The organism is Mesorhizobium sp. M0185 (assembly GCF_040322175.1).
Taxonomy (GTDB): domain Bacteria; phylum Pseudomonadota; class Alphaproteobacteria; order Rhizobiales; family Rhizobiaceae; genus Mesorhizobium.
The window spans coordinates 1-21706 of record NZ_JAMYSY010000015.1 but is presented as its reverse complement, the minus strand read 5'-3'; the positions used below and the strand labels follow the sequence as shown (position 1 = coordinate 21706).

19 protein-coding genes and 1 pseudogene are annotated in these 21706 nt (G+C 63.3%); 14 read left to right on the top strand and 6 right to left on the bottom strand.

Annotated elements, in window-relative coordinates; translation table 11 throughout:
• Nucleotides 1-39: 39 nt before the first annotated feature.
• On the bottom strand, nt 40-225 hold the full coding sequence (locus tag NKJ20_RS14230; RefSeq protein WP_254815832.1) for a hypothetical protein: 186 nt from the start codon (nt 223-225) through the stop codon (nt 40-42).
• A 110-nt stretch (nt 226-335) separates the two neighbouring features.
• Here NKJ20_RS14230 and gcvA (NKJ20_RS14225) point away from each other — a divergent pair, with 110 nt between their 5' ends.
• The 9 genes from gcvA (NKJ20_RS14225) to NKJ20_RS14185 all read left to right on the top strand — a co-directional run bounded on the left by gcvA (NKJ20_RS14225) (nt 336) and on the right by NKJ20_RS14185 (nt 10242).
• Nucleotides 336-1247 carry a transcriptional regulator GcvA gene (gcvA, locus tag NKJ20_RS14225; protein WP_292662413.1) on the top strand — a complete coding sequence of 304 codons (912 nt, stop codon included), beginning with the start codon at nt 336-338 and terminating at the stop codon, nt 1245-1247.
• A gap of 207 nt (nt 1248-1454) precedes the next feature.
• Nucleotides 1455-2765, top strand: coding sequence for an ABC transporter substrate-binding protein (locus NKJ20_RS14220; protein WP_352744767.1), 1311 nt, complete (start codon nt 1455-1457; stop codon nt 2763-2765).
• A gap of 113 nt (nt 2766-2878) precedes the next feature.
• Nucleotides 2879-3751 (top strand): carbohydrate ABC transporter permease, encoded by an 873-nt coding sequence (locus NKJ20_RS14215; protein WP_023676993.1) that lies wholly within the window; start codon nt 2879-2881, stop codon nt 3749-3751.
• 11 nt (nt 3752-3762) lie between these two features.
• Complete coding sequence (locus NKJ20_RS14210) at nt 3763-4587, top strand: carbohydrate ABC transporter permease (protein ID WP_352744765.1); 825 nt, start codon at nt 3763-3765, stop codon at nt 4585-4587.
• Between the two features lie 51 nt (nt 4588-4638).
• Nucleotides 4639-5643, top strand: coding sequence for an ABC transporter ATP-binding protein (locus NKJ20_RS14205; protein ID WP_023676991.1), 1005 nt, complete (start codon nt 4639-4641; stop codon nt 5641-5643).
• Nucleotides 5640-6410, top strand: coding sequence for an L-iditol 2-dehydrogenase (locus tag NKJ20_RS14200; protein ID WP_023676990.1), 771 nt, complete (start codon nt 5640-5642; stop codon nt 6408-6410). The genes NKJ20_RS14205 and NKJ20_RS14200 overlap by 4 nt, the downstream gene beginning before the upstream one ends.
• A gap of 71 nt (nt 6411-6481) precedes the next feature.
• Nucleotides 6482-7960, top strand: a complete 1479-nt coding sequence (locus tag NKJ20_RS14195) for a mannitol dehydrogenase family protein (RefSeq protein WP_352455926.1) — start codon at nt 6482-6484, stop codon at nt 7958-7960.
• A gap of 15 nt (nt 7961-7975) precedes the next feature.
• Nucleotides 7976-8659 carry an HAD family hydrolase gene (locus NKJ20_RS14190; protein WP_352455927.1) on the top strand — a complete coding sequence of 228 codons (684 nt, stop codon included), beginning with the start codon at nt 7976-7978 and terminating at the stop codon, nt 8657-8659.
• Nucleotides 8656-10242: an FGGY-family carbohydrate kinase gene (locus tag NKJ20_RS14185; RefSeq protein WP_352744763.1), complete on the top strand. Its 1587-nt coding sequence runs from the start codon at nt 8656-8658 to the stop codon at nt 10240-10242. Before NKJ20_RS14190 ends, NKJ20_RS14185 begins: the two co-directional genes overlap by 4 nt.
• A 14-nt stretch (nt 10243-10256) precedes the next feature.
• Here NKJ20_RS14185 and NKJ20_RS14180 read toward each other — a convergent pair whose 3' ends face one another.
• Nucleotides 10257-10838 (bottom strand): histidine phosphatase family protein, encoded by a 582-nt coding sequence (locus tag NKJ20_RS14180; protein WP_352456011.1) that lies wholly within the window; start codon nt 10836-10838, stop codon nt 10257-10259.
• Between the two features lie 233 nt (nt 10839-11071).
• On the opposite strand from NKJ20_RS14180, the gene NKJ20_RS14175 reads away from it, so the two are divergent.
• Nucleotides 11072-12475: an MATE family efflux transporter gene (locus NKJ20_RS14175; protein ID WP_352683033.1), complete on the top strand. Its 1404-nt coding sequence runs from the start codon at nt 11072-11074 to the stop codon at nt 12473-12475.
• Between the two features lie 16 nt (nt 12476-12491).
• Here the strand turns inward: NKJ20_RS14175 and NKJ20_RS14170 are convergent, their stop codons facing one another.
• From NKJ20_RS14170 to speB, 4 genes are all read right to left on the bottom strand, one after another.
• Nucleotides 12492-13139: an amino acid ABC transporter permease gene (locus tag NKJ20_RS14170; RefSeq protein WP_352744761.1), complete on the bottom strand. Its 648-nt coding sequence runs from the start codon at nt 13137-13139 to the stop codon at nt 12492-12494.
• A complete protein-coding gene (locus NKJ20_RS14165) occupies nt 13136-13804 on the bottom strand; it encodes an amino acid ABC transporter permease (RefSeq protein WP_292662374.1) in 669 nt (222 codons plus the stop codon). The genes NKJ20_RS14170 and NKJ20_RS14165 overlap by 4 nt, the downstream gene beginning before the upstream one ends.
• Before the next feature lie 6 nt (nt 13805-13810).
• The gene (locus NKJ20_RS14160) at nt 13811-14620 is read right to left on the bottom strand and encodes a transporter substrate-binding domain-containing protein (protein WP_352744758.1); all 810 of its coding nucleotides are present in this window, start codon (nt 14618-14620) and stop codon (nt 13811-13813) included.
• 136 nt (nt 14621-14756) lie between these two features.
• Nucleotides 14757-15818, bottom strand: coding sequence for an agmatinase (speB, locus tag NKJ20_RS14155; protein ID WP_352744756.1), 1062 nt, complete (start codon nt 15816-15818; stop codon nt 14757-14759).
• 183 nt (nt 15819-16001) lie between these two features.
• Between speB and gcvA (NKJ20_RS14150) the strand changes: the two genes are divergently transcribed.
• The 4 genes and pseudogenes from gcvA (NKJ20_RS14150) to NKJ20_RS14135 all read left to right on the top strand — a co-directional run bounded on the left by gcvA (NKJ20_RS14150) (nt 16002) and on the right by NKJ20_RS14135 (nt 21550).
• Nucleotides 16002-16976, top strand: a complete 975-nt coding sequence (gene gcvA, locus NKJ20_RS14150; RefSeq protein ID WP_352588631.1) for a transcriptional regulator GcvA — start codon at nt 16002-16004, stop codon at nt 16974-16976.
• 192 nt (nt 16977-17168) lie between these two features.
• Nucleotides 17169-18473: a nicotinate phosphoribosyltransferase gene (gene pncB / locus NKJ20_RS14145; RefSeq protein ID WP_254815847.1), complete on the top strand. Its 1305-nt coding sequence runs from the start codon at nt 17169-17171 to the stop codon at nt 18471-18473.
• Nucleotides 18474-18642: 169 nt separating this feature from the next.
• Nucleotides 18643-20083 (top strand): annotated as a pseudogene (locus NKJ20_RS14140) (hypothetical protein).
• 162 nt (nt 20084-20245) lie between these two features.
• A complete protein-coding gene (locus NKJ20_RS14135) occupies nt 20246-21550 on the top strand; it encodes an ABC transporter substrate-binding protein (protein ID WP_352744751.1) in 1305 nt (434 codons plus the stop codon).
• The last annotated feature ends 156 nt before the right edge of the window (nt 21551-21706 follow it).

Here is a 21706-nt window from a genome sequence, read left to right as displayed (position 1 = left end):
AATCGAAACGCATCTGAATCCCCGATAAAACGAGCGTCACTACTGGTGCCGGCCGCAAGGATCGTTGCCGTCGAGAAAGCCCATGTCGCGCTGCAGATGCGGCGGCAGCTCCCGGACGTCGAGATAGGCCCGTTTCCGCGCCGCGTGCCTTGCCAATCCCCGCGCCAACCGTGAAAACCAGCCATGGGCTGGAGCAAGAAGCAGCTTTTCCTGTATTGTGGTCATGATCGTCAGCCTTCGCTATCTCTAGGCGTAATTGATCTTCAATACAGAATATCGGTAGGACCGGCCGGTGCCGCCAATCAAACGTCGATCACTGCCCATAAGGAGGGCTTATGCCGGAGCTCAATTCACGACAGCTGGTTTCGCAGCTTCCTCCGCTTCAGGCGATCCGGGTGTTCGAGGCGGTGGCGCGGCATCTCTCGTTCACCAAGGCCGCCCAGGAGCTTGGCATGACGCAGGCGGCGGCAAGCTATCAGATCAAGCTTCTGGAGGAGCGCATCGGCGCGCCCCTGTTCTTGCGCCAGCCAAAACAGATCGTGCTGACCGAACCCGGCCAGCGCCTGGCGCCCGCGGTCAGCGAGGCGTTCGCGCTGTTGAGCGGCGCCTATGCCGCCGCGCGCACCGGCGCCGACGGCGTGCTTTGCGTTTCGACGCTGCTGACATTTGCCTCCAATTGGCTGGCGCAGCATCTCGGTTCGTTCCAGGTCGCGCATCCGTCGCTGGCGGTGCGCGTCGATACTTCGAACAGGGTTGTCGACTTTGCCAGAGAGGATATCGACATCGCCATCCGCTCCGGCGGCGGCAACTGGCCGGGCGTCGAGACTCATATGCTTTTCAGGGCCGATTTCACGCCGGTCCTTAGTCCAAAGCTCGCGGCAAGCATCGGCGGCGTCAAGGAGCCGGCCGACCTGCTGCGGCTGCCGATCCTCGACCCGGGTGACATCTGGTGGCGGGACTGGTTTGCCGCCGCCGGCCTGCCGGTCGAGGAGCTGGCCAAGCGTCCCGGCACCAGCATGGGCGCGCAGGCCTACGAGGCCAATGCCGCGATTGCCGGCCACGGCGTGGCGATCGTTACCAAGGCGCTGTTCAAGACCGAACTTGCCGACGGCCGCCTGATCCAGCCCTTTGATCTGGTCGGAGACGACGGCCACGCCTATTGGCTAGTCTATCCGACGGCACGACGCAACGTGCCGAAGATCCGCGCCTTCCGCGATTGGATCCTGAGCGAGATCGCTTGCCAGTAGGCTGAATCCCAGCAAGCCCGATAGCAAAGCGCCGGGCCCAATCAGCCCGGCCGAATCCTTCGTCAGACATGCCGCAAACGCTTGCCGCTGCACGAGACCCGGCGTGCTGCGCTGCAGCAACGAATCCGTCTTGACATAATTCATCGCAAGTGAGTAATTGCTCACAGCCAAGGCAAATGCTCATCTTGGTTTATGGGAGGAATTTTGATGAAACTTCGCACGTTCACCCTAGGCCTGTTCTCGGCCAGCGCCCTCGCTTTCGCCGCGCATGCCGAATCCATCACCATCGCCACGGTCAACAATGGCGACATGGTCCGCATGCAGAAGCTGACCGACGACTTCACCGCCAAAAATCCCGACATTCAGCTGCAGTGGGTCACGCTCGAGGAAAACGTCCTGCGCGAGCGCGTCACCACCGACATCGCCACCAAGGGTGGCCAGTACGACGTGATGACCATCGGCACCTACGAAGTGCCGATCTGGGCCAAGCAGAACTGGCTTTTGCCGCTCGACAAACTCGGCGACGATTACGACGTCAAGGACATCATCCCGGCCATAGCCGGCGGCCTGTCGGTCGACGGCAAGCTCTACGCAGCCCCGTTCTACGGCGAAAGCTCCTTCGTCATGTACCGCAAGGACCTGATGGAAAAGGCCGGGCTCAAGATGCCCGATGCACCGACCTGGGACTTCATCAAGCAGGCCGCCGACAAGATGACCGACCGCGCCAACGGCGTGAACGGCGTCTGCCTGCGCGGCAAGGCCGGCTGGGGCGAGAACATGGCCTTCCTGACCGCCATGTCGAACTCGTTCGGCGCGCGCTGGTTCGACGAGAACTGGAAGCCGCAATTCGACCAGCCCGAATGGAAGAACACGCTGCAGTTCTATGTCGACCTGATGAAGGCCGACGGCCCCGAGGGCGCGTCGTCCAACGGCTTCAACGAAAACCTGGCGCTGTTCCAGCAGGGCAAATGCGGCATGTGGATCGACGCTACCGTCGCTGCCTCCTTCGTTTCCGACCCGAAGAACTCCACCGTCGCCGACAAGGTCGGCTATGCGCTGGCGCCGGACAATGGCCTCGGCAAGCGCGGCAATTGGCTGTGGGCATGGTCGCTAGCCATCCCCGCCGGCACGCAGAAGGCCGACGCCGCTCAAAAGTTCGTATCCTGGGCAACCAGCAAGCACTATGCCGAGCTCGTCGCCTCGAAGGAAGGCTGGGCCAACGTTCCGCCGGGAACGCGCTCGTCGCTCTATGCCAATCCCGAATACCAGAAGGCAGCACCTTTCGCCAAGATGACGCTGGACTCGATCAACTCCGCCGATCCGACGCACCCGGCCGTCAAGCCGGTGCCTTATGTCGGCGTCCAGTTCGTCGCCATTCCTGAGTTCCAGGGTCTCGGCACCACCGTCGGCCAGCTCTTCTCGGCGGCACTTGCCGGCCAGTCGAGCGTCGACGATGCCTTGAAGCAGGCGCAGGACGCCGCCACCGCGACGATGACCGAGGGCGGTTACATCAAGTAAGCTCCTCCCGGTGCCGGTTGCCAATGGCGACCGGCAACGGCCGCCCGAATCCCAGTTCGGGCGGCCAGCTTTCACACCGCTGAAAACTTGGCCGACCTCGAAGGGTGACCGTCATGGCTACTCAGCAGACCCGTTCGCTTGCCCGTTTCATGATGGCGCCATCCGTGGTGCTGCTGCTGGTCTGGATGATTGTGCCGCTGGCATTCACGCTGTGGTTTTCCTTCCAGCAATACAACCCGCTCAATCCGATGCGCGACGGCTTCGTCGGGTTTTCGAACTACGCGCTGTTCTATTCCAACCCGGCATTCCTGCAGTCGATCCTCAACACGCTCACCATCGTCGTCAGCGTGCTTTTGATCACGGTGATCGGCGGTATTCTGCTCGCCCTTCTGCTCGATCAGCCGATGTGGGGACAGGGCATCGTCCGCATCCTTGTCATCTCGCCGTTCTTCGTCATGCCACCGGTGGCAGCACTGGTCTGGAAGAACATGATCATGCATCCGCAGTACGGGGTTTTCGCCGATATTGCGCGCTTCTTCGGCGGGCAGCCGATCGATTGGTTCGGGCAGCACCCGCTCCTGGCGATCATCATCATCGTTGCCTGGCAATGGCTGCCGTTTGCTACGCTAATCCTGTTGACCGCGCTTCAGTCGCTCGACGTCGAGCAGAAGGAAGCCGCCGAAATGGACGGCGCCGGCTTCATCAGCCGCTTCATCTATTTGACGCTGCCTCATATGTCGCGCGCCATAACCGTCGTCATCCTGATCCAGACGATCTTCCTGCTGTCGGTCTATGCCGAGATCCTCGTCACCACCAATGGCGGCCCGGGTTACGCCTCCACCAACCTGCCCTTCCTCGTCTATCAGAAGGCATTGCTGGAGTTCAAAATCGGCCAGGCGTCCGCCGGCGGTATCATTGCCGTCATTCTCGCCAACATCGTTGCCTTCTTCGCCATGCGCGCTGTCGGCAAGAACCTGGATAAATAAGGGAGGATAAGATGGCACGTGCAGTCACCACCCAGCACAAGACGATTGCGACCGCGGCCGCCTGGATCGTTGCGCTGCTGATCTTCTTCCCGATCCTTTATACGATCATCACCTCGTTCAAGTCGGAGCAGGAGGCCATCCAGGGTTTCAACCTGTTCCCTTCGGGAACCACGGAGAGCTATTCCGAGGTCCAGGCGCAGAACGGCTATTTCAAATTCTTCCTAAACTCGGTGTTCCTTTCGGTAGGCTCTACCATCCTGGCTCTGCTTGTCGCGGTACCGGCGGCATGGTCGATGGCGTTTTCGCCGGGCAAACGCACCAAGGACATCCTGATGTGGATGCTTTCCACCAAGATGATGCCGGCCGTCGCCGTGCTGTTTCCGATCTATCTGATCTTCCGCGATACCGGTCTGCTCGACAGCCGCATCGGCCTGATGGTCATGCTGATGCTGATCAACCTGCCGATCGTGGTCTGGATGCTTTACACCTATTTTCGCGAGATCCCGGGCGAGATCCTGGAAGCGGCGCGCATGGACGGCGCATCGCTCTGGAACGAGATCATCTACGTGCTGACGCCGATGGCGGTCCCCGGCATCGCCTCGACCATGCTGCTCAACATCATTCTCGCCTGGAACGAGGCGTTCTGGACGATCCGGCTGACCACCACCGAGGCCGCGCCGCTCACCGCTTTCATCAGCTCCTTCTCCAGCCCGCAGGGGCTGTTCTGGGCCAAGCTTTCGGCCGCCTCGACGCTGGCGATCGCGCCGATCCTGATCATGGGCTGGTTCAGCCAGAAGCAGCTGGTCCGAGGCCTGACATTCGGTGCGGTAAAGTAGCGGGCATCGCCTGACGCAAAACGAAAAGATAGCCCTTCGGGGGAGGAAACCATGGGAAACATCACGCTCAAGAACGTCTCCAAATCCTTCGGGGCGACGTCCATCATCCCCGGCCTCGATCTGGTCATCGAGGACGGAGAGTTCGTCGTCTTCGTCGGCCCGTCGGGCTGCGGCAAATCCACCCTGTTGCGTCTGATCGCCGGTCTCGAGGATACCAGCGGCGGCACCATCATCATCGATGGTCGCGACGTCACCGGCGAGGCGCCGGCCAAGCGCAAGCTGGCCATGGTGTTCCAGTCCTATGCGCTCTACCCGCACATGACGGTGGCCAAGAACATCGCCTTCCCGCTGAAGATGGCGGGCGAGGACCAGGCGACCATCGACAAGAAGGTGAAGGACGCCGCGCGGATCCTGAACCTCACCAACTACCTCGACCGCCGCCCCGGCCAGCTCTCCGGCGGCCAGCGGCAGCGCGTCGCCATCGGCCGCGCCATCGTGCGCCAGCCGTCGGCCTTCCTGTTCGACGAGCCTTTGTCCAATCTCGACGCGGCGCTGCGCGGCACCATGCGGCTGGAGATCAGCGAGCTGCATCACCAGCTCAAGACAACCATGGTCTACGTCACCCACGACCAGATCGAGGCGATGACCATGGCCGACAAGATCGTCGTGCTCAATGCCGGCAATATCGAGCAGGTCGGCTCGCCGATGGAGCTCTATAAGACGCCGAAGAACCTGTTCGTCGCCGGCTTCATAGGTTCGCCGAAGATGAACCTGATCGAAGGCGCGCCGGCCGCCAAATATGGCGCCAAGACAGTCGGCATCCGCCCGGAGCATATGAACATTTCGAAGACGTCAGGCGACTGGAAGGCGACGGTCGGGGTTGCCGAGCATCTCGGCTCCGACACGTTTTTGCACGTCCAGGCGGATGGTGTCGGGCAGCTGACGGTGCGTGCCGACGGCGAGTTGGCCGCCCATCACGGCGACACGATCTACCTGACGCCGGAAAAGGCCAAGCTGCATCGTTTCGGCGCCGACGGGAAGGCGATGCTGCAATGAGGCTCCGGGGTAAATCGGCGCTGATTACCGGATCGGCGCGCGGCATCGGCAGGGCGTTTGCCGAAGCCTACATGCGCGAAGGGGCGACGGTCGCGATTGGCGACATCAATCTCGAAGCCGCCGAGAAGACGGCTTCGGAAATCGGCCGCAACGCCTACGCGGTAAAGCTCGACGTCACCGATCTCGCGTCTATCGATGAAGCCGTCAAGGCGGTCGAAGCCAGGGCCGGCGGCCTGGATATCTTGATCAACAACGCTGCTTTGTTCGACCTGGCGCCGATCGTCGAGATCACCAAGACAAGCTACGACAAATTGTTTTCGGTCAACGTCGCCGGCACGCTGTTTACGTTGCAGGCCGCCGCCCGTTCGATGATTGCCCGGGGCAAGGGCGGCAAGATCATCAACATGGCAAGCCAGGCCGGGCGCCGCGGCGAGGCGCTGGTCACCGTCTACTGCGCCACCAAGGCGGCGGTCATCTCGCTCACCCAGTCGGCAGGGCTCGACCTGATCAAACACCGCATCAACGTCAATGCCATCGCCCCGGGTGTCGTCGACGGCGAGCATTGGGACCATGTCGATGCCTTGTTCGCCAAGTTCGAGAACAGGCCGAGGGGCGAGAAGAAGAGGCTGGTCGGCGAAGCCGTGCCTTATGGCCGCATGGGCACGGCGCAAGACCTCACCGGCATGGCGGTGTTCCTGGCCAGCGATGAGGCCGAGTACATCGTCGCCCAGACCTATAATGTCGATGGCGGCCAGTGGATGAGTTGAGGGGGCGAAGGCGCTCTTCCCCCCGTCTCCTCCACGGGGGGAAGAGCCGTCCCGCTAAAGGGTAAAAGCAGATGACCGTGAAACTCTCTTCTTCCATCCTCGCCAAGCTGCCGCCCAAGGTCGCCGGCCCGAAATATGATCGCGCCGCGCTCAAGGCCGGCATCGTGCATTTCGGCGTCGGCAATTTCCATCGCTCGCACCAGGCCGTCTATCTCGACGACCTGTTCAATTCGGGTGTCGGCCACGACTGGGCCATTGTTGGCGCCGGCGTCTTCGAGGGCGAGAAGGTCGGCCGCGGCAAGTTGCAGGAGCAGGACTGGCTGACCACCGTGGTCGAGCAGGACAGCGGCCATATGAGCGCGCGCGTCACCGGCGTCATGATCGACTTCCTGGTGCCGGGCGATGCGGCCGCAATCGTCGAGCGGCTTGCCGATCCGGCGATCAAGATCGTCTCCCTGACCATTACCGAGGGCGGCTATTTCATCGATCCGGCATCCGGCGTCTTCAATCCGACACATCCCGACATCGTTGCCGACGCTGAGCCGGGGGCGACGCCGAAGACCGTCTTCGGCCTCGTCCTCGCCGGGCTGCTGCGCCGCCGCGCCGACGGTATCGTGCCCTTCACAATTATGTCCTGCGACAACATCCCCCATAACGGCCACGTCACCTCAGATGGCGTCATCGGCCTTGCGCGGCTGATCGACGAAGGTTTGGCAAACTGGGTGAGCGAGAACGTTGCCTTTCCCAATGGCATGGTCGACCGCATCACGCCGGCCACCACCGACCGCGAGCGCGGCATTCTCTCCAGCGAGTTCGGCCTCGACGACAATTGGCCGGTGTTTTGCGAACCGTTCAAGCAATGGGTGCTGGAGGACCGTTTCACCGACGGCCGCCCGCCGCTGGAAAAGGTCGGCGTGCAGTTCGTCAGCGACGTCGCGCCCTATGAGCTGATGAAGATCCGCATCCTCAATGGCGGCCATGCGACCATCGCCTATCCGGCCGGGCTGATGGACATCCATTTCGTCCATGAGGCGATGCAGGAGCCGCTGGTACGCGGCTTCCTCGACAAGCTCGAGCATGACGAAATCATCCCGACCGTGCCGCCGGTTCCGGACACCGACCTCGAAGATTACTACCAGCTCATCGAGCACCGCTTCTCCAATCCGAAGATCGGCGACACCATACGCCGGCTTTGCCTCGACGGCTCCAACCGCCAGCCGAAATTCATCATTCCGACCATCGCCGACCGGCTGAAGGCTGGCAAAAGTGTCACCGGCCTTGCGCTGGAATCGGCGCTCTGGTGTCGCTACTGCTTCGGCACGACGGATTCCGGTGCCGTCACCGAGCCCAACGACCCGAACTGGGGCCGGTTGCAGGCGACGGCCAAGGCGGCCAGGGACATGCCTGCCGCCTGGCTTGCCATGGAGGACATCTATGGCGATGTCGGCCGCTCGCCGCCGTTCGCTGAAGCCTTCGGCCAAGCGCTGAGACTGCTGTGGGCGGACGGCGCGCGCGCGACACTGACGCGCTATCTCGCCGGCGACCTCTGAAGCCGATCCAGCGCGATGACGCCTGAACTGGTCATTTTCGACTGTGACGGCGTGCTGGTGGACAGTGAGATGCTGTCCGTCTCGGCGTTGCTGGAGATGATCGCGCTTGCCGGCGGCAACGTCAGCGAGGACATTGCCTACGAGCACTTCCTCGGCAAGAGCATGAAGAGCGTCCGCGAAATCCTCGCAAGCGACTTCGGGCTCGATCTCACCGACCAGCATCTGACCGAGATGCGCTCCGAACTGATGCGCAGGTTCCGCGAGGAGCTGAAACCGATGCCAGGTATCGCACAGGTCCTGCCGAGGCTCGGCGTACCGTGCTGCGTCGCCTCCTCCGGCACCCTGGAACGCATCCGCTATGCGCTCGACGTCACCGGGTTGCTTGGGCTGCTGGAGCCGCATTTGTTCAGCGCCGCCATGGTGGCGCGGGGCAAACCGGCGCCCGATCTCTTTCTCCATGCAGCAGATAAAATGAGAGCGGCCCCGCGAAACTGCCTCGTCGTCGAGGACAGCCCGGCCGGCATCGAAGCGGCGCGGGCGGCCGGCATGCGCGTCCTTGCCTTCACCGGCGGCTCGCACACCGGCAACCCGGCATTGAAAGCGCGGCTTGCGTCGAGTGAGCCGGACTTTATATTCGCTGACATGCTGCAATTGCCCGATCTGATTGCAGGCCTGGGAGCGAGAGCAAGAACACCTTGACCAACAGTTTCGTTTGCGCGGTCGATGTCGGCACCGGAAGCGCTCGTGCCGGCATTCTCGACACCTGTGGCGCCTTGCTCGGCCGCGCCGAGCACCCGATCGCCATGCAACAGCCGAAGGCCGACCATGCCGAGCACGATTCGCAGGATATATGGTCGGCGGTGTGCATGGCCGTCCGCGCTGCCCGCGAAAAGGCGGGCGTGCGGGCCGAGGATATCGTCGGCATCTCCTTTGATGCCACCTGCTCGCTGGTGGTGCGAGACCGGCATGGCGGCCAGCTCAGCGTGTCCGTCACTGGTGAAAGGCGCTGGGACACCATTGTCTGGCTCGACCATCGCGCAATTGCCGAGGCCGACGAATGCACTGAAAGCGGCCACGCTGTGCTCGACTATATCGGCGGCGTCATGTCGCCGGAAATGGAGACGCCGAAGCTGATGTGGCTGAAGCGCAACCTGCCCGGAACATGGAACGAAGCCGGCTGTCTATTCGACCTCACCGACTTCCTCACCTGGAAGGCAAGCGGCTCGCTCTCCCGTTCACAATGCACGCTGACCGCCAAATGGACCTATCTAGCCCATGAAGCGACCGGCTGGCGGCGCGACTTCTTCGAAGCAGTCGGGCTCGGCGATATCTTTGAGCACGGCAACCTGCCGGAAAAGGCAAGCCCGGTCGGTGCCGATATCGGCCCGCTCGGCGCGCAAGCCGCGACGGAGCTTGGCCTCACCGAAAAATGCCGGGTCGGCGCCGGCGTCATCGATGCCTATGCCGGCGCGCTTGGCGTGCTCGGCGGTTTCGCCGGTGACGCGACGAACATCGGCCGCCATCTGGCCCTGATTGCCGGTACGTCGAGCTGCGTCATGGCGATGTCGCCCGATCCGCAGCCTTTCGCCGGTGTCTGGGGCCCATATTATGGCGCAGCCCTTCCCGGCCTGTGGCTGTCGGAAGGTGGCCAGTCGGCCACCGGCGCGCTGCTCGACCACATCATCCGCTGGCATGGCGCCGGCGGCGAGGCGGATGCCGCCATGCATGCCAGGATTGCCCACCGCGTCGCCGAGTTGCGCGCCGCCGAGGGCGACAACCTCGCCGCAAGGCTGCACGTACTGCCCGATTTTCACGGCAACCGCTCGCCGCTCGCCGACCCGCATGCCGTCGGCGTCATCAGCGGGCTGACGCTGGATGCCTCCTTCGACAGTCTGTGCAAGCTCTACTGGCGCACCGCCGTCAGCATCGCGCTTGGCGTCCGTCATGTGCTGGAAGCGCTGAACGAGAACGGCTATCTGATCGACACGCTGCACGTCACCGGCGGCCACACCAAGAACCCGCTGTTGATGGAGCTCTATGCCGATGCCACCGGCTGCACGGTGGTCGAGCCGCTGGCGGACGAGGCGGTGCTGCTCGGCACCGGCATGATTGCCGCCACCGCGGCTAGGCTTTTTCCCGATTTGAATGCCGCCTGCGTCGCCATGCAGCAAGGCGGCAAGACGCGAGAGCCCAATCCGGCTGCCGCCGGCCGGTTCGACCGCGACTACCGCGTGTTTCTCGAAATGCACAGGCAAAGGCAGGCGCTGGACGCGATCCGATAAATCGGGATCGGTTGCTATCTCTGGTTCCAGCGCCGGATGACCGGCTCGTCAAGGTCGTGCTCGTAACCGAGCACGCTTATGCTGGCGGTATCCAGCACGAAAAACGCGCCGGCTTGCGGCGGCAGGCCGAGCCAGCGTGCGGCCAGCACCCTAAGGAAATGCGAGCTTGAGAAGACCAGGACATTGCTGCCGACCTCGCGCAATTGGCTGACGATCCGGTCCGCCCTCGAGCCGACATCCGTGGCGGACTCGCCGCTCGGGCAGCCGTCGCGAAAGAGACGCCAGCCGGGGCGCTCGGCGAGGATTTGCTTGGTGGTCAATCCCTCATAGGCACCATAATCCCACTCCGCCAGATCGTCCTTCTTCACGCCTGACGAGCCGAAGCCGGCCAGCGCACAGGTGTTGAAGGCGCGCTGCGACGGGCTCGACCACACCGCCGAGAAGGACAGGCCCTTGAGCCGCTCAGCGATCCGCCTTGCCGCTTCCTCGCCGGCCGGCGTCAGCGGTATGTCGGTTCGGCCGGTATGTTTTCCGGACGCACTCCATTCCGTCTCGCCATGCCGAACCAGATAGATTTCGGGAAACGCGCTCATCAGGCTGCCTTTCAAATGGATCTGCCGCGACCATAGCGGCTTCCATAGCCTCTCCAATAGCCTGCATTGAACCGACTGGCTTAACCCTTCCGCAAGTCAGCCTCTTGCCACCGGTGCCCATTTGATAGACAAACCCGTCGTAATGCGGAATCCGGCCGGTCTTGGCCATTTTCCGCGCTGAGACGCGGCTTCCGGCTCTTGCCGACGTGCCGCAATCGGATAGGCGGAAAACTAGAATGTCTGCGATCGAAGCCGACGCTCGCGCGCCGGAAAACCTTTGGCGTCGGGAAATCAGGGCGATGCTGGCGCTCGCCTGGCCGATGGTGCTGACCAATCTCGGCCAGACCGCGATGACCGCTACCGACGTCATGATGATGGGGCGGCTGGGGCCGGACACGCTGGCCAGCGGTGCGCTTGGTGCCAACCTCTACTTCATGCCGCTCATCTTCGGGCTCGGCCTGATGCTGGCGACCTCGCCGATGATGGCGACCGAGCTCGGCCGTCGCCGGCACTCGGTGCGCGACCTGCGCCGCACCGTGCGCCAGGGTCTGTGGCTGGCGATCCTCATTTGCATTCCGATATGGGCCCTTCTCTGGCACGGCGAGAGCGTGTTGCTGGCCATGGGTCAGGAACCGGCGCTGGCGCACCAGGCCGGCATCTATCTGCGCTGGCTCGAATGGGCGGTGCTGCCCTTTTTCGGCTACATCGTCCTGCGCTCGTTCATTTCGGCGCTGGAGCGGCCGGGCTGGGCGCTGATCATCGTCTTCGTTGCCGTCGCCTGCAACGCCTTCTTCAACTGGCTGTTCATGTTCGGTAATCTCGGCATTCAATCGATGGGCATCGCCGGCTCCGGCCTCGCCACCACTCTGTCCAGCACGTTAATGTTCGCCGGCATGGCGGCGGTGGTGATGCTTGAGAAGAAATTCCGGCGCTATCGTCTGTTCGGACGCTTCTGGCGCGCCGATTGGCCGCGCTTCAAGGGCCTGCTGCGGCTCGGCCTGCCGATCGCGGGCCTGCTGGCGTTCGAGGTGACGATCTTCAACGCGGCGGCCTTTCTCATGGGCCTGATCGATGCGGCTTCGCTTGCCGCCCATGCGATCGCCATCCAGATCGCCTCGATCACCTTCATGGTGCCGCTCGGCCTCAACCAGGCGGTGACGGTGCGCGTCGGACTTGCCCACGGCGCCGGCAATCCGGAAGGTGTCAGCCGGGCTGGCTGGACCGCATATGTCGTCGGTGTCTCCTTCATGGCGCTGATGGGGCTAGTGATGATCCTGTGGCCGCATCTCTTGATCGGCGCCTTCATCGATCTGGGCAATCCGGCTAATGCCGAGGTGGTGGCGCTTGCCGTGTCGTTCCTCGCCTTTGCCGCGCTGTTCCAGGTTTTTGACGGTGCGCAGGCGGTCGCCAGCGGCATGCTGCGCGGCCTGCACGACACCAAGGTGCCGATGATCTATGCCGCGATCGGCTATTGGGGCATCGGGCTGCCGCTCGGCGTGCTGCTGGCCTTCCGTTTCGGCTTCAACGGCGTCGGCATCTGGATCGGCCTGTCGTCGGGACTGGCGGTGGTTGCAGCACTCCTGCTGGTGCGCTGGCTGCGGCGTGACAGGATCGCGCCGCCGCTGGTATTCGGGCGTTGAATTGCTGGTCGCCCGCTCAGCGGGCCGCCGCCCGCTGCTCGAGCGAACGTGCGTATTGCGTCAGCGGAAAGCACATGACGAAGAAGATCAGCGCTACCAGCCCATAGACTTTGAACGGTTCGAAGGTCGCATTGTTGATCGCGTTGGATGTCCTCACCAGCTCCTCGAAACCGATGATCGACGTCAGCGCGGTCGACTTGATCAGCTGCACCAGGAAGCCGACGGTCGGTGCGCGGGTGATCAAAAACGCCTGAGGCAAGATGATCAGCCGGAGTTCCTGCAGATAGTGCAGGCCGAGGCTGGCGCCGGCGTCCCACTGGCCGCGCGGCAGTGCATCGACGCCGCCGCGCCAGATCTCGGCGAGATAGGCGCTGGCAAAGAAGGTCAGGCCAAGCACCGCCGCGGTCCACGGCTCGATGCGCAGGCCCAGCATCGGCAAGCCGAAGAACATCAGGAAGAGCTGCATCAGCAGCGGCGTGCCCTGGAAAAGCGCGATGTAGCCGGAGGCAAACCGGCGCGCCCATTTATTCTTGGCGATCCGGAAGAACAGCACGATCATGCCGACCACGGCCCCGCCGACAAAGGCGGCCAGCGACAAGAGCACCGTCCAGCGCGCCGCCAGCAGCAGGTTGCGCAGAATGTCCCAGAAGGTGAATTCGATCATGACACGCCGGCTCCGAGAAGCCGGCGCCCGCCGCCGACCAGCAGCCGGCGCAGCCCAATCGACAGGATGAGATAGACCATCGTCACGACGAAATAGGTTTCGAAAGCCCGGAACGTGCGCGCCTGCAGCATGTCGGCTTCATAGGTCAGCTCGCGAACGGCGATCTGCGATACCACGGCGGATTCCAGCATCATGATAACGATCTGGCTGGTCAGCGCCGGATAGATCACCTTGAGCGCCTGCGGCAGCACGATCTTGATGAAGACCTGGCGCGGCCTGAGCCCAAGCGCCAGTGCCGCTTCCGTCTGCCCGGGCGGCACCGCGTCGAGCCCGGCGCCAACGATCTCGATCGTATAGGCGGCCATGTTGAGCGTCATCGCCAGCATGGCTGCCAGCACCGGATCGAGCCTGACGCCGATGCTGGGCAGCCCGAAGAAGATGAAGAACAGCTGCACCAGGAACGGCGTGTTGCGGATCACCTCGACATAGACGCCGATCGCCCGCTTGAGCAGGAGCGGACCGTTCCGCCGCCCTGCGGCGCCGAGGATGCTGAGCAACGTTCCCGCCAGCGTGGTCACGGCGATCAGCAGGATCGTCGTGGCCGCGCCGCGCGCGATCGCCCCTGTCGCCCCGGCAAGCCAGCCGAAGTCGAGGCTATAGGTCACTGGCCGTCAATCCTTGAGATTGGCGGGATCGAGCGGTGTCTTCAGCCAGGCCTTCGAGCTTTCGTCCAGTTTGCCGTCGGCCAGCATCTTGGCGACCGCATCGTTGACCGCTCGTTTGAGGCGGTCTTCCTTCTTGTTGAGGCCGATATGCGAGGGCGAGGTGAGAAGCTGGAATTTCTGCTCCGGCTTCAGTTCCTCCTGCCGGGCGAGCACCTGGGCGCCGACATCGTTGCCGACCACCATCAGTTGGGTCTGGCCCGAGATGAACGCCTGGATGACGGAATTATAGTTGTCGAAACGGCGGATGTCGGCCGAGGCAGGTGCCGCCTCGGTCAGCGAGGTGTCCTCCAGCGTGCCGCGATTGACGGCGATCGACTTGTCGGCAAGGTCTTCCTTGCCTTTGACCGAGAGTGCTGCCGGGCCGATGACTGCGATGTAATAGGGCGCGTAGGCGGCGGCGAAATCGATCACCTGCTCACGCTCCTTGGAGTAGCCGACGCTCATCAGCAGGTCGACGCGCTTGTCGGTAAGATACGGGATGCGGTTCTGGCCGGTCACGCTGACCAGATTGAGCTTGACCTTGAGCTGGTCGGCGATGGATTGCGCCACGTCGATGTCGTAGCCCTTGATGCTCATATCGGCGCTGGCCGAGGAGAAGGGCGGGAAGTCGGAAAAGATGCCGACATTGATTGCGCCGGCCTTGGCTATGTCGTCGATCGCGTCGGCATTGACGGCCTGCGTCGTGAAAGCAAAACCGGTCGCGCCGAGCATCAGCACGGCGGCGATGGACGATTTGAGTTTCATGTGAAGTGTCATTGTCATTCCCCTGCTGGAAGCTTGTTTGTTTGCGTGCAACCGCCGGCTCCAGCGCGGCGGTCGCCTTTGGATTCTCTAGTGGACCATGATCTTCTCCGAAAACCGGTTCCCACTTTCGGGATCATGGTCGAGCGTGTCAGCCCGCCTTGCCGGTGATTGCCGGGCTGAAGACCATCAGGCTGAGGATCTCGAACAGCACCTGCGCGCCGGCGTGCGCCGTGTTGGTGGTCGCGTCGTACTGCGGTGCCACCTCGACCACGTCGCCGCCGACGATGTTGAGTCCCTTCAGGCCGCGCAGCAGCTCGAGCACTTCGCGCGTCGTCAGCCCGCCGACTTCCGGTGTGCCGGTGCCCGGCGCGAAGGCCGGATCGATGCTGTCAATGTCGAAGGAGACATAGGTCGGGCCGTCGCCGACTATCCTGCGCGCCTTCTCGATAATGGCGGGAATGCCGAGGCCGGTCACCTCTTCGGCATGCACGACGGTCATGCCGGACTCATAGGTGAACTCCCACAGATATTCGGCCGAGCCGCGAATGCCGATCTGGATGGTGCGGCTCGGGTCGAGCACGCCGTCCAGCACCGCGTTGCGGAACGGCCCGCCATGGTGGAACTTGGTCATGTCGAACAGGCCGCTGGTATCGCAATGGGCGTCGATATGGATCATGCCCGCCGGCGCCTTCTTGCCGACCGCCTTCAGGATCGGGTGGCTGATCGAATGGTCGCCGCCGACAGACAAGGGCAGGACGCCGGCGTCGACGATCTGGTTGGTGCGGCGTTCGATGTCGTCATGGCTGGTCTCCAGCCGGTAGCGGCTCTGGAACGGCACGTCGCCGATGTCGGCGACCTTCAGCTCATGCGTCGGCGCGCATTCCAGCACATGATTGTAGGGGCCGATGCGCTCGATGGCGCGCAACGCCCTTGGCCCGAAGCGGGCGCCCGGCCGGTTGGTGACGCCCAAATCCATCGGCACACCGAGCATCGCCACCTGCAGATCGCCGAAATCCGGATTGTCGGCGGCGATTTCACGATAGGGCGCCGCGAGGAAGGTCGGAATGCCGGAATAGGGCGCCAGTCGCGTGCCGGTCTTGGAGAAGATCTTGTCGGCGACACGCTGGAATTTCGGGTCGAACATTTCGCCGCCATGGCTCTCGCCGTATTTGCGGCGCAACGCTTCGAGCTTGCCGCGGTCGTAACCCATGTCGGTCCTCCATGGCTGGTGCGGCGCGCGGACAGCGGCCCCGATAGCCGCAGCCGTCGGCTGCCTGCAGATTTCACGTCTTGATGCAATGCCTGGGCAAAGTGTCCCGTAGCTGCATTGAAAAATCAATTGATATTGTTAGTGTGTTATCTGTGAGAAAATCTCACAGAGCCTAGGGTCCAAATGGCCAAGCGTTTGCCACCGCTCAACCCGCTGCGCGCCTTCGAGGCGACGGCGCGCCACGCCTCGCTGAGCAAGGCGGCGGCTGAGCTCAACGTCACCCACGGCGCCATCAGCCATCAGATCAAGGCGCTCGAGCAATCGTTGGGTGTCAAGCTGTTCGAGCGTGCCGGTCAGCGGGTGAAGCTGACGCCGCACGGCGCCGAGTTGCTGCCGGCGGTGTCGACCGCCTTCGACGGCATTGCCGCCGCCACGCAGCGCATGACGAGGCCGGCCAGCACCGGCGTTCTCTCTGTATCCTGCGTGCCGGCGCTACTGTTGCTGTGGATGATCCCGCGGCTGGGCAGCTTCACCTCGCAATATCCGGATATCAGGCTGACCCTGATCCCATCCAATGATGCCAAGGACGTCCGCGCACCGCATATCGATGTCTGCGTGCACTATGGTGACGGCAGCTGGACCGACTGCTGGATGCGCAAATGGTCGGGCCTCGAACTGTTCCCGGTGGTCAGCCCGACGCTGATCAACAACCGCCCGATCCGCACCGTCCGCGACCTCGCCGATCACGTCTTCCTGCATGGCGACGACGGCCGCGAATGGCATACCTGGCTGGCCGCCGCTGACGCGCTGGACCTGGAGCGCGGCCGCCGCCACCATCTTGGCGACGCGCGCATGGCGACCGAGGCCGCTGTCCACGGCCATGGCGTGGCGCTCGGCGATACGGTGACGGCAAGCGGACTGCTCGCCAGGGGCCTGCTTGTCGCCCCGTTCAGTCTTTCCGTGCCGGCCGTCGACGATTTCTATGTCGTCTGCCGCAACGAGATGCGGTCGGCGCCGATCGTGCAATTGTTCATCGACTGGCTGTTTGCCGAGAAAGAGCAGGCCGACCGCCGCGCCGACGCGCCGGTGGCGGGCCGCATCGGCACTCGCCGCAAGCGTCCGGCGCTCAAGGTGGTCGGCGCCAAGACCGCTTCCTAAGGCCGAAACTGCCGTAGGCGCCGCTTGCCGCAGGGGCTTCTTTTTGTCGGGCCAGCCCGCAAAGCGGGAGGCGCGTTCAAAAATTCGATGCTAAGAGGCATTTGGAGCAATTCCAGGAAAAGTGCGCAGCGGTTTTCCGTCCGGAATTGCGCTAGACAAAAGCTAGAGCGAGCAGCGAAGGCGCATTGAGCGATGGCAAAGACCGATATAGCGCGGCGCGTCTACAATCACACCTGGAAGCTCGACCCGATCGTCCGCAGCTTGCTCGACACCGATTTCTACAAGCTTCTGATGCTGCAGATGATCTGGGGCATGTATCCCAAGGTCGACGCCACCTTCTCGCTGATCAACCGCACCACCTCGGTCCGCCTTGCCGAGGAGATCGACGAGACGGAGCTGCGCGAGCAGCTCGACCATGCCCGCACCTTGCGCTTCTCTAAGAAAGAGATGATCTGGCTCGGCGGCAACACCTTCTATGGCCGCAAGCAGATATTCGAACCGGAATTCCTCGCCTGGCTGGAAAATTTCCGGCTGCCCGAATACGAGCTTTCCAAGCGCGACGGCCAATACGAACTCGCCTTCAGCGGTCCGTGGATGTACACGACGCTGTGGGAGATCCCGGCGCTGGCAATCATCAATGAACTTCGATCTCGCGCGGCCATGCGGGCGTTCGGGCCGTTCGCGCTCGACGTGCTCTATGCCCGCGCCAAGGCCAAGATGTGGGCCAAGACCGAGCGGCTGAAGGCGCTGCCCGGCATCCGCATCTCGGATTTCGGCACCCGCCGCCGTCATTCCTTCCTGTGGCAGCGCTGGTGCGTCGAAGCGTTGAAGGAGGGCATCGGCGAGGCCTTCACTGGCACCTCCAACGTGCTGCTCGCCATGGACAACGATCTCGAGGCGCTCGGCACCAATGCCCATGAACTGCCGATGGTGTTCGCCGCGCTCACCAATTCGGAAAAGGAATTGAAACAGTCGCCCTACAACGTGCTGCAGGACTGGCAGCGCTACTACGGCGGCAACCTGCTGATCGTACTGCCGGACACCTTCGGCACCGCGGCGTTCCTGCGCGATGCACCGGACTGGGTCGCCGACTGGACCGGCTTCCGCCCCGACAGCGCGCCGCCGATCGAAGGCGGCGAGAAAATCATTTCCTGGTGGCGCGAAAAGGGCAAGGACCCCAAGCAGAAGCTGCTCATCTTCTCGGATGGGCTGGAGGTCGAGACCATCGAGGAAACCTACCGCCACTTCCGCGGCAAGGTGCGCATGTCCTTCGGCTGGGGCACCAACCTGACCAACGATTTCGAGGGCTGCGCGCCGACCGAGACCAACCGGCTAGACGCCATCTCGCTGGTCTGCAAGGTCACCGAAGCCAACGGCAGGCCGGCGGTCAAGCTTTCCGACAATCCGGCCAAGTCGACAGGCGACGAGAAAGAGATCGAGCGCTATTTGCGCATCTTCGGCCAGAAGGACCGCGTGGAGCAGTTGGTGAAGGTGTGAGGGTGGGGAACTCTTGCGTAGTATGAGTTCCTTCGCGCCCCCCTCTGTCCTGCCGGACATCTCCCCCACGAGGGGGGAGATTGCGCCCTCATTGCTGCTTTCGCCAATCGCTAAAGTTGCAGAAGGAGAGCGAACGGCGGAATCGCCGATCTCCCCCCTTGAGGGGGAGATGTCCGGTAGGACAGAGGGGGGCGCCGTAGAGCGCTGCATTTCTGCAATCAGGCCCTTTCCCGGCCTCGTCGCTTTCTTGGCATTCCCATCCACGCCCGCGTTCGCCCACGCCTCCGACCGCGGCCACGTCCTGCTCCTTCCCACCCGCTACTACCTTGCCGGCGGCGCGCTCGCGGTTGCCGCCAGTTTCCTTGTCTTGGCGCTACTACCGCCGGACTCCCTCGACCGCTTCTGGCGCAAGCGCCTGCCGCTGTTCACCTTCGGTGACACCCGCGCGGACTGCCGTCGGCCTGACATCCTTTGCCGGCTTTGCAATCCTCATTGCCGCCGGCCTCTTCGGCAGCCGCGATCCGCTCTCCAATCCGCTGCCGCTGACCGTATGGACGCTGCTCTGGGTTGGCCTGGCTCTGTTGCAGGGGCTCGCCGGCGATCTCTGGTCGTGGCTCAACCCCTGGTACGGGCCATGCCGCGTCGCCTCGCGCCTGTCCGGCAGAACGCAGCCGTATCTGCTCCCCCAACGGCTCGGCTATTGGCCGGCTTTCCTGCTGTTCTTCGCCTTCGCCTGGTTCGAGCTGATCGACCCTGCGCCCGACGATCCGGCGCGGCTGGCCTGGGCCGCCGGCCTCTACTGGCTGCTGAGCTTCGCCGCCATGCAGGTCTTCGGCTACCGCGACTGGACCCTGCGCGGTGAGTTCCTGACGGTGTTCTTTTCCATGGTGGCGCGCTTCGCCATCGTCGAACGTAGTGCAGACGGCCGGCTAAAACTCTGCTGGCCGGGCGCCAAGCTACTCGCTGCCGCGCCGCTACCGCTCAGCGGCGTCGCTTTCCTGCTGCTTGCGCTGTCGTCGGTGTCCTTCGACGGCCTGTCGAAAACCTTCTTCTGGCTAGGCTGGTTCGGCATCAATCCGCTGGAATTTCCGGGACGCACCGCTTTGATCGGCATCGGCAGCTTCGGCCTTGTGCTGACCTTTGCCGTGCTTGCGGCCGTGTTCGCGCTCGCCGTCTTTCTTGGCCAGAACCTTGCCGGCAGCAAGCATTCGCTCGGTCACGCCGCCGGGCTTTTGGTCTGGTCGATCGTACCGATCGCGCTCGCCTACCACTTCGCGCATTATCTAACGGCGCTGCTGGTCGACGGCCAATATGCGATTGCCGCTCTCTCCGACCCGTTTGCGCTGGGCTGGAACCTGTTCGGTACCGCCGACATGTCAATTGAAGCCGGCGTCGTCGCCGGTGCCGGTTCGGCGTGGCGGCTGTGGAACCTCCAGGCTGGCGTCATCATAGCCGGCCACATGCTTGCTGTGCTTGTCGCCCATGGCTTGGCCTGGCGGCTGCACGCCATTCCGGCTCGCGCCGCGCTCAGCCAGTTCCCGCTCACCGTGCTGATGATCGCCTACACCGTCCTCGGCCTATGGCTGCTTGCGACGCCGAGCGCCGGATGAACGAGGTGTGCGATGCCCGTCAATCGAACCTTGGGGAAAGCTCGCTTGCCACGTCAGAGCTTTGGTGATTTAGTTTGTACACATGCAATTTTCGCCCCTCTTAACAAGAGTGGCCTGCCTGCTACAGCCATTGGTCAAAGCTCAAAAACAAGGGGAACTGCCGTGACTGACAAGAATGGGTTTTTCGATCTCTCCAGATCCGCTCTCACCCGCCGCACGGTGCTGAAGGGCCTTGCCGCCGGCGCCGGTCTTGCCGTCGCGCCGGGTTTCGTGCGTTACAGCCAGGCGCAGAGCTCGGCGCCGATCAAGATCGGCTTCCAGTCGCACCGCACCGGCATCGGCGCCGCCTACGGCCGCTGGTACGAGAAGACCACTGCCGCCGCGGTCAAGGCGATCAACGAAGCCGGCGGCATCAACGGCCGGCCGGTCGAGGTGATCATCGAGGATGACGGCACCGATCCCGGCCGGGGCGCCGAAGTCGTCGGCAAGTTCGCCTCCCAGCACAAGACCGATATAGTCTACGGCACGCTGTTTTCGCATGTCGTCATCGGCTCGGCGCCGGCCGCCGGCGAGGCCAAGATGCCCTATTTCGTTGTCAGCGAAGGCCACCACGTCGCCTCGACCAAATTGAACCGCTACGTCTTCCAGCCCGGCATCACCGATGTGAAGAGCCAGATCCAGTCGATGGCACCATGGATTGCCGCCAATGCCGGCAAGAAGGTGACGCAGATATTTCCCGATTTCGCCTTCGGCTACGACCATCGCGACTACCTTCCGCCGGCCCTGAAGGCGCAAGGCGCCGAGGTTATCGCCCAGATCGCCATCCCCCCGACGGAATCCTCCTTCACCAAATATTTCCCGCAGATCCCCGCAGAGACCGAGGTGATCTACCACGTCATGGTCGGCCCGGCGGTGCTCACCTTCGTCAAGGAGCTCGGCGAGTTCTACGGCTCCAATCGGCCGCAGCTGTTCGGCTTCATCGATTCGCTTGAAGCTACCGACATCAACAGCCCCGGCCTCGAATTCCTCGACGGTAGCCATTTCTGGGAAGGTTCGCCGCGCTACGCGCAGCCCGATGATTCCCCCGCACAGAAGGCCTACCGCGCCGCCGTCGGCATCGACGACAACGGTGCCGCTGTCGGCGACCCCAAGGACGTCTCCACCGCCGCGCATATGTTCGGCTGCTGGGAAACGCTCTACGTCGTCAAGAAGGCGATGGAAGACGCCGGCTACAAGGGGCCGGAAGACCGCGCCAAGCTGGTCGAGGCGACCGAGGCGTTAACCGAGTTCGCCGAGGGGCCCGAGCATCCGCAGGGACCGAAAACCTTCAACGGCAAAATCCACCAGTGCTTTGGTATCCAGAACATCTCCAAGGTCGAAGGCGGCCGGCTGAATGTCGTCCACAAGACCAAGATCGAGGACGGCCTCTACGAGCCGGAAGGGGATTACACGACGCAGGCGCTGTGAGCTTGGTTTCATTAAGCACAGTGCGCTTCGGCCCACCCCCCTCTGTCCTGCCGGACATCTCCCCCTCAAGGGGGTGTTTGGACCGGAGACATCGCGAACAGGTGTGCGAGGACATCGCGAACAGTTTTGCGCGTTTTGCGCGAGGGGGTTCGGGAT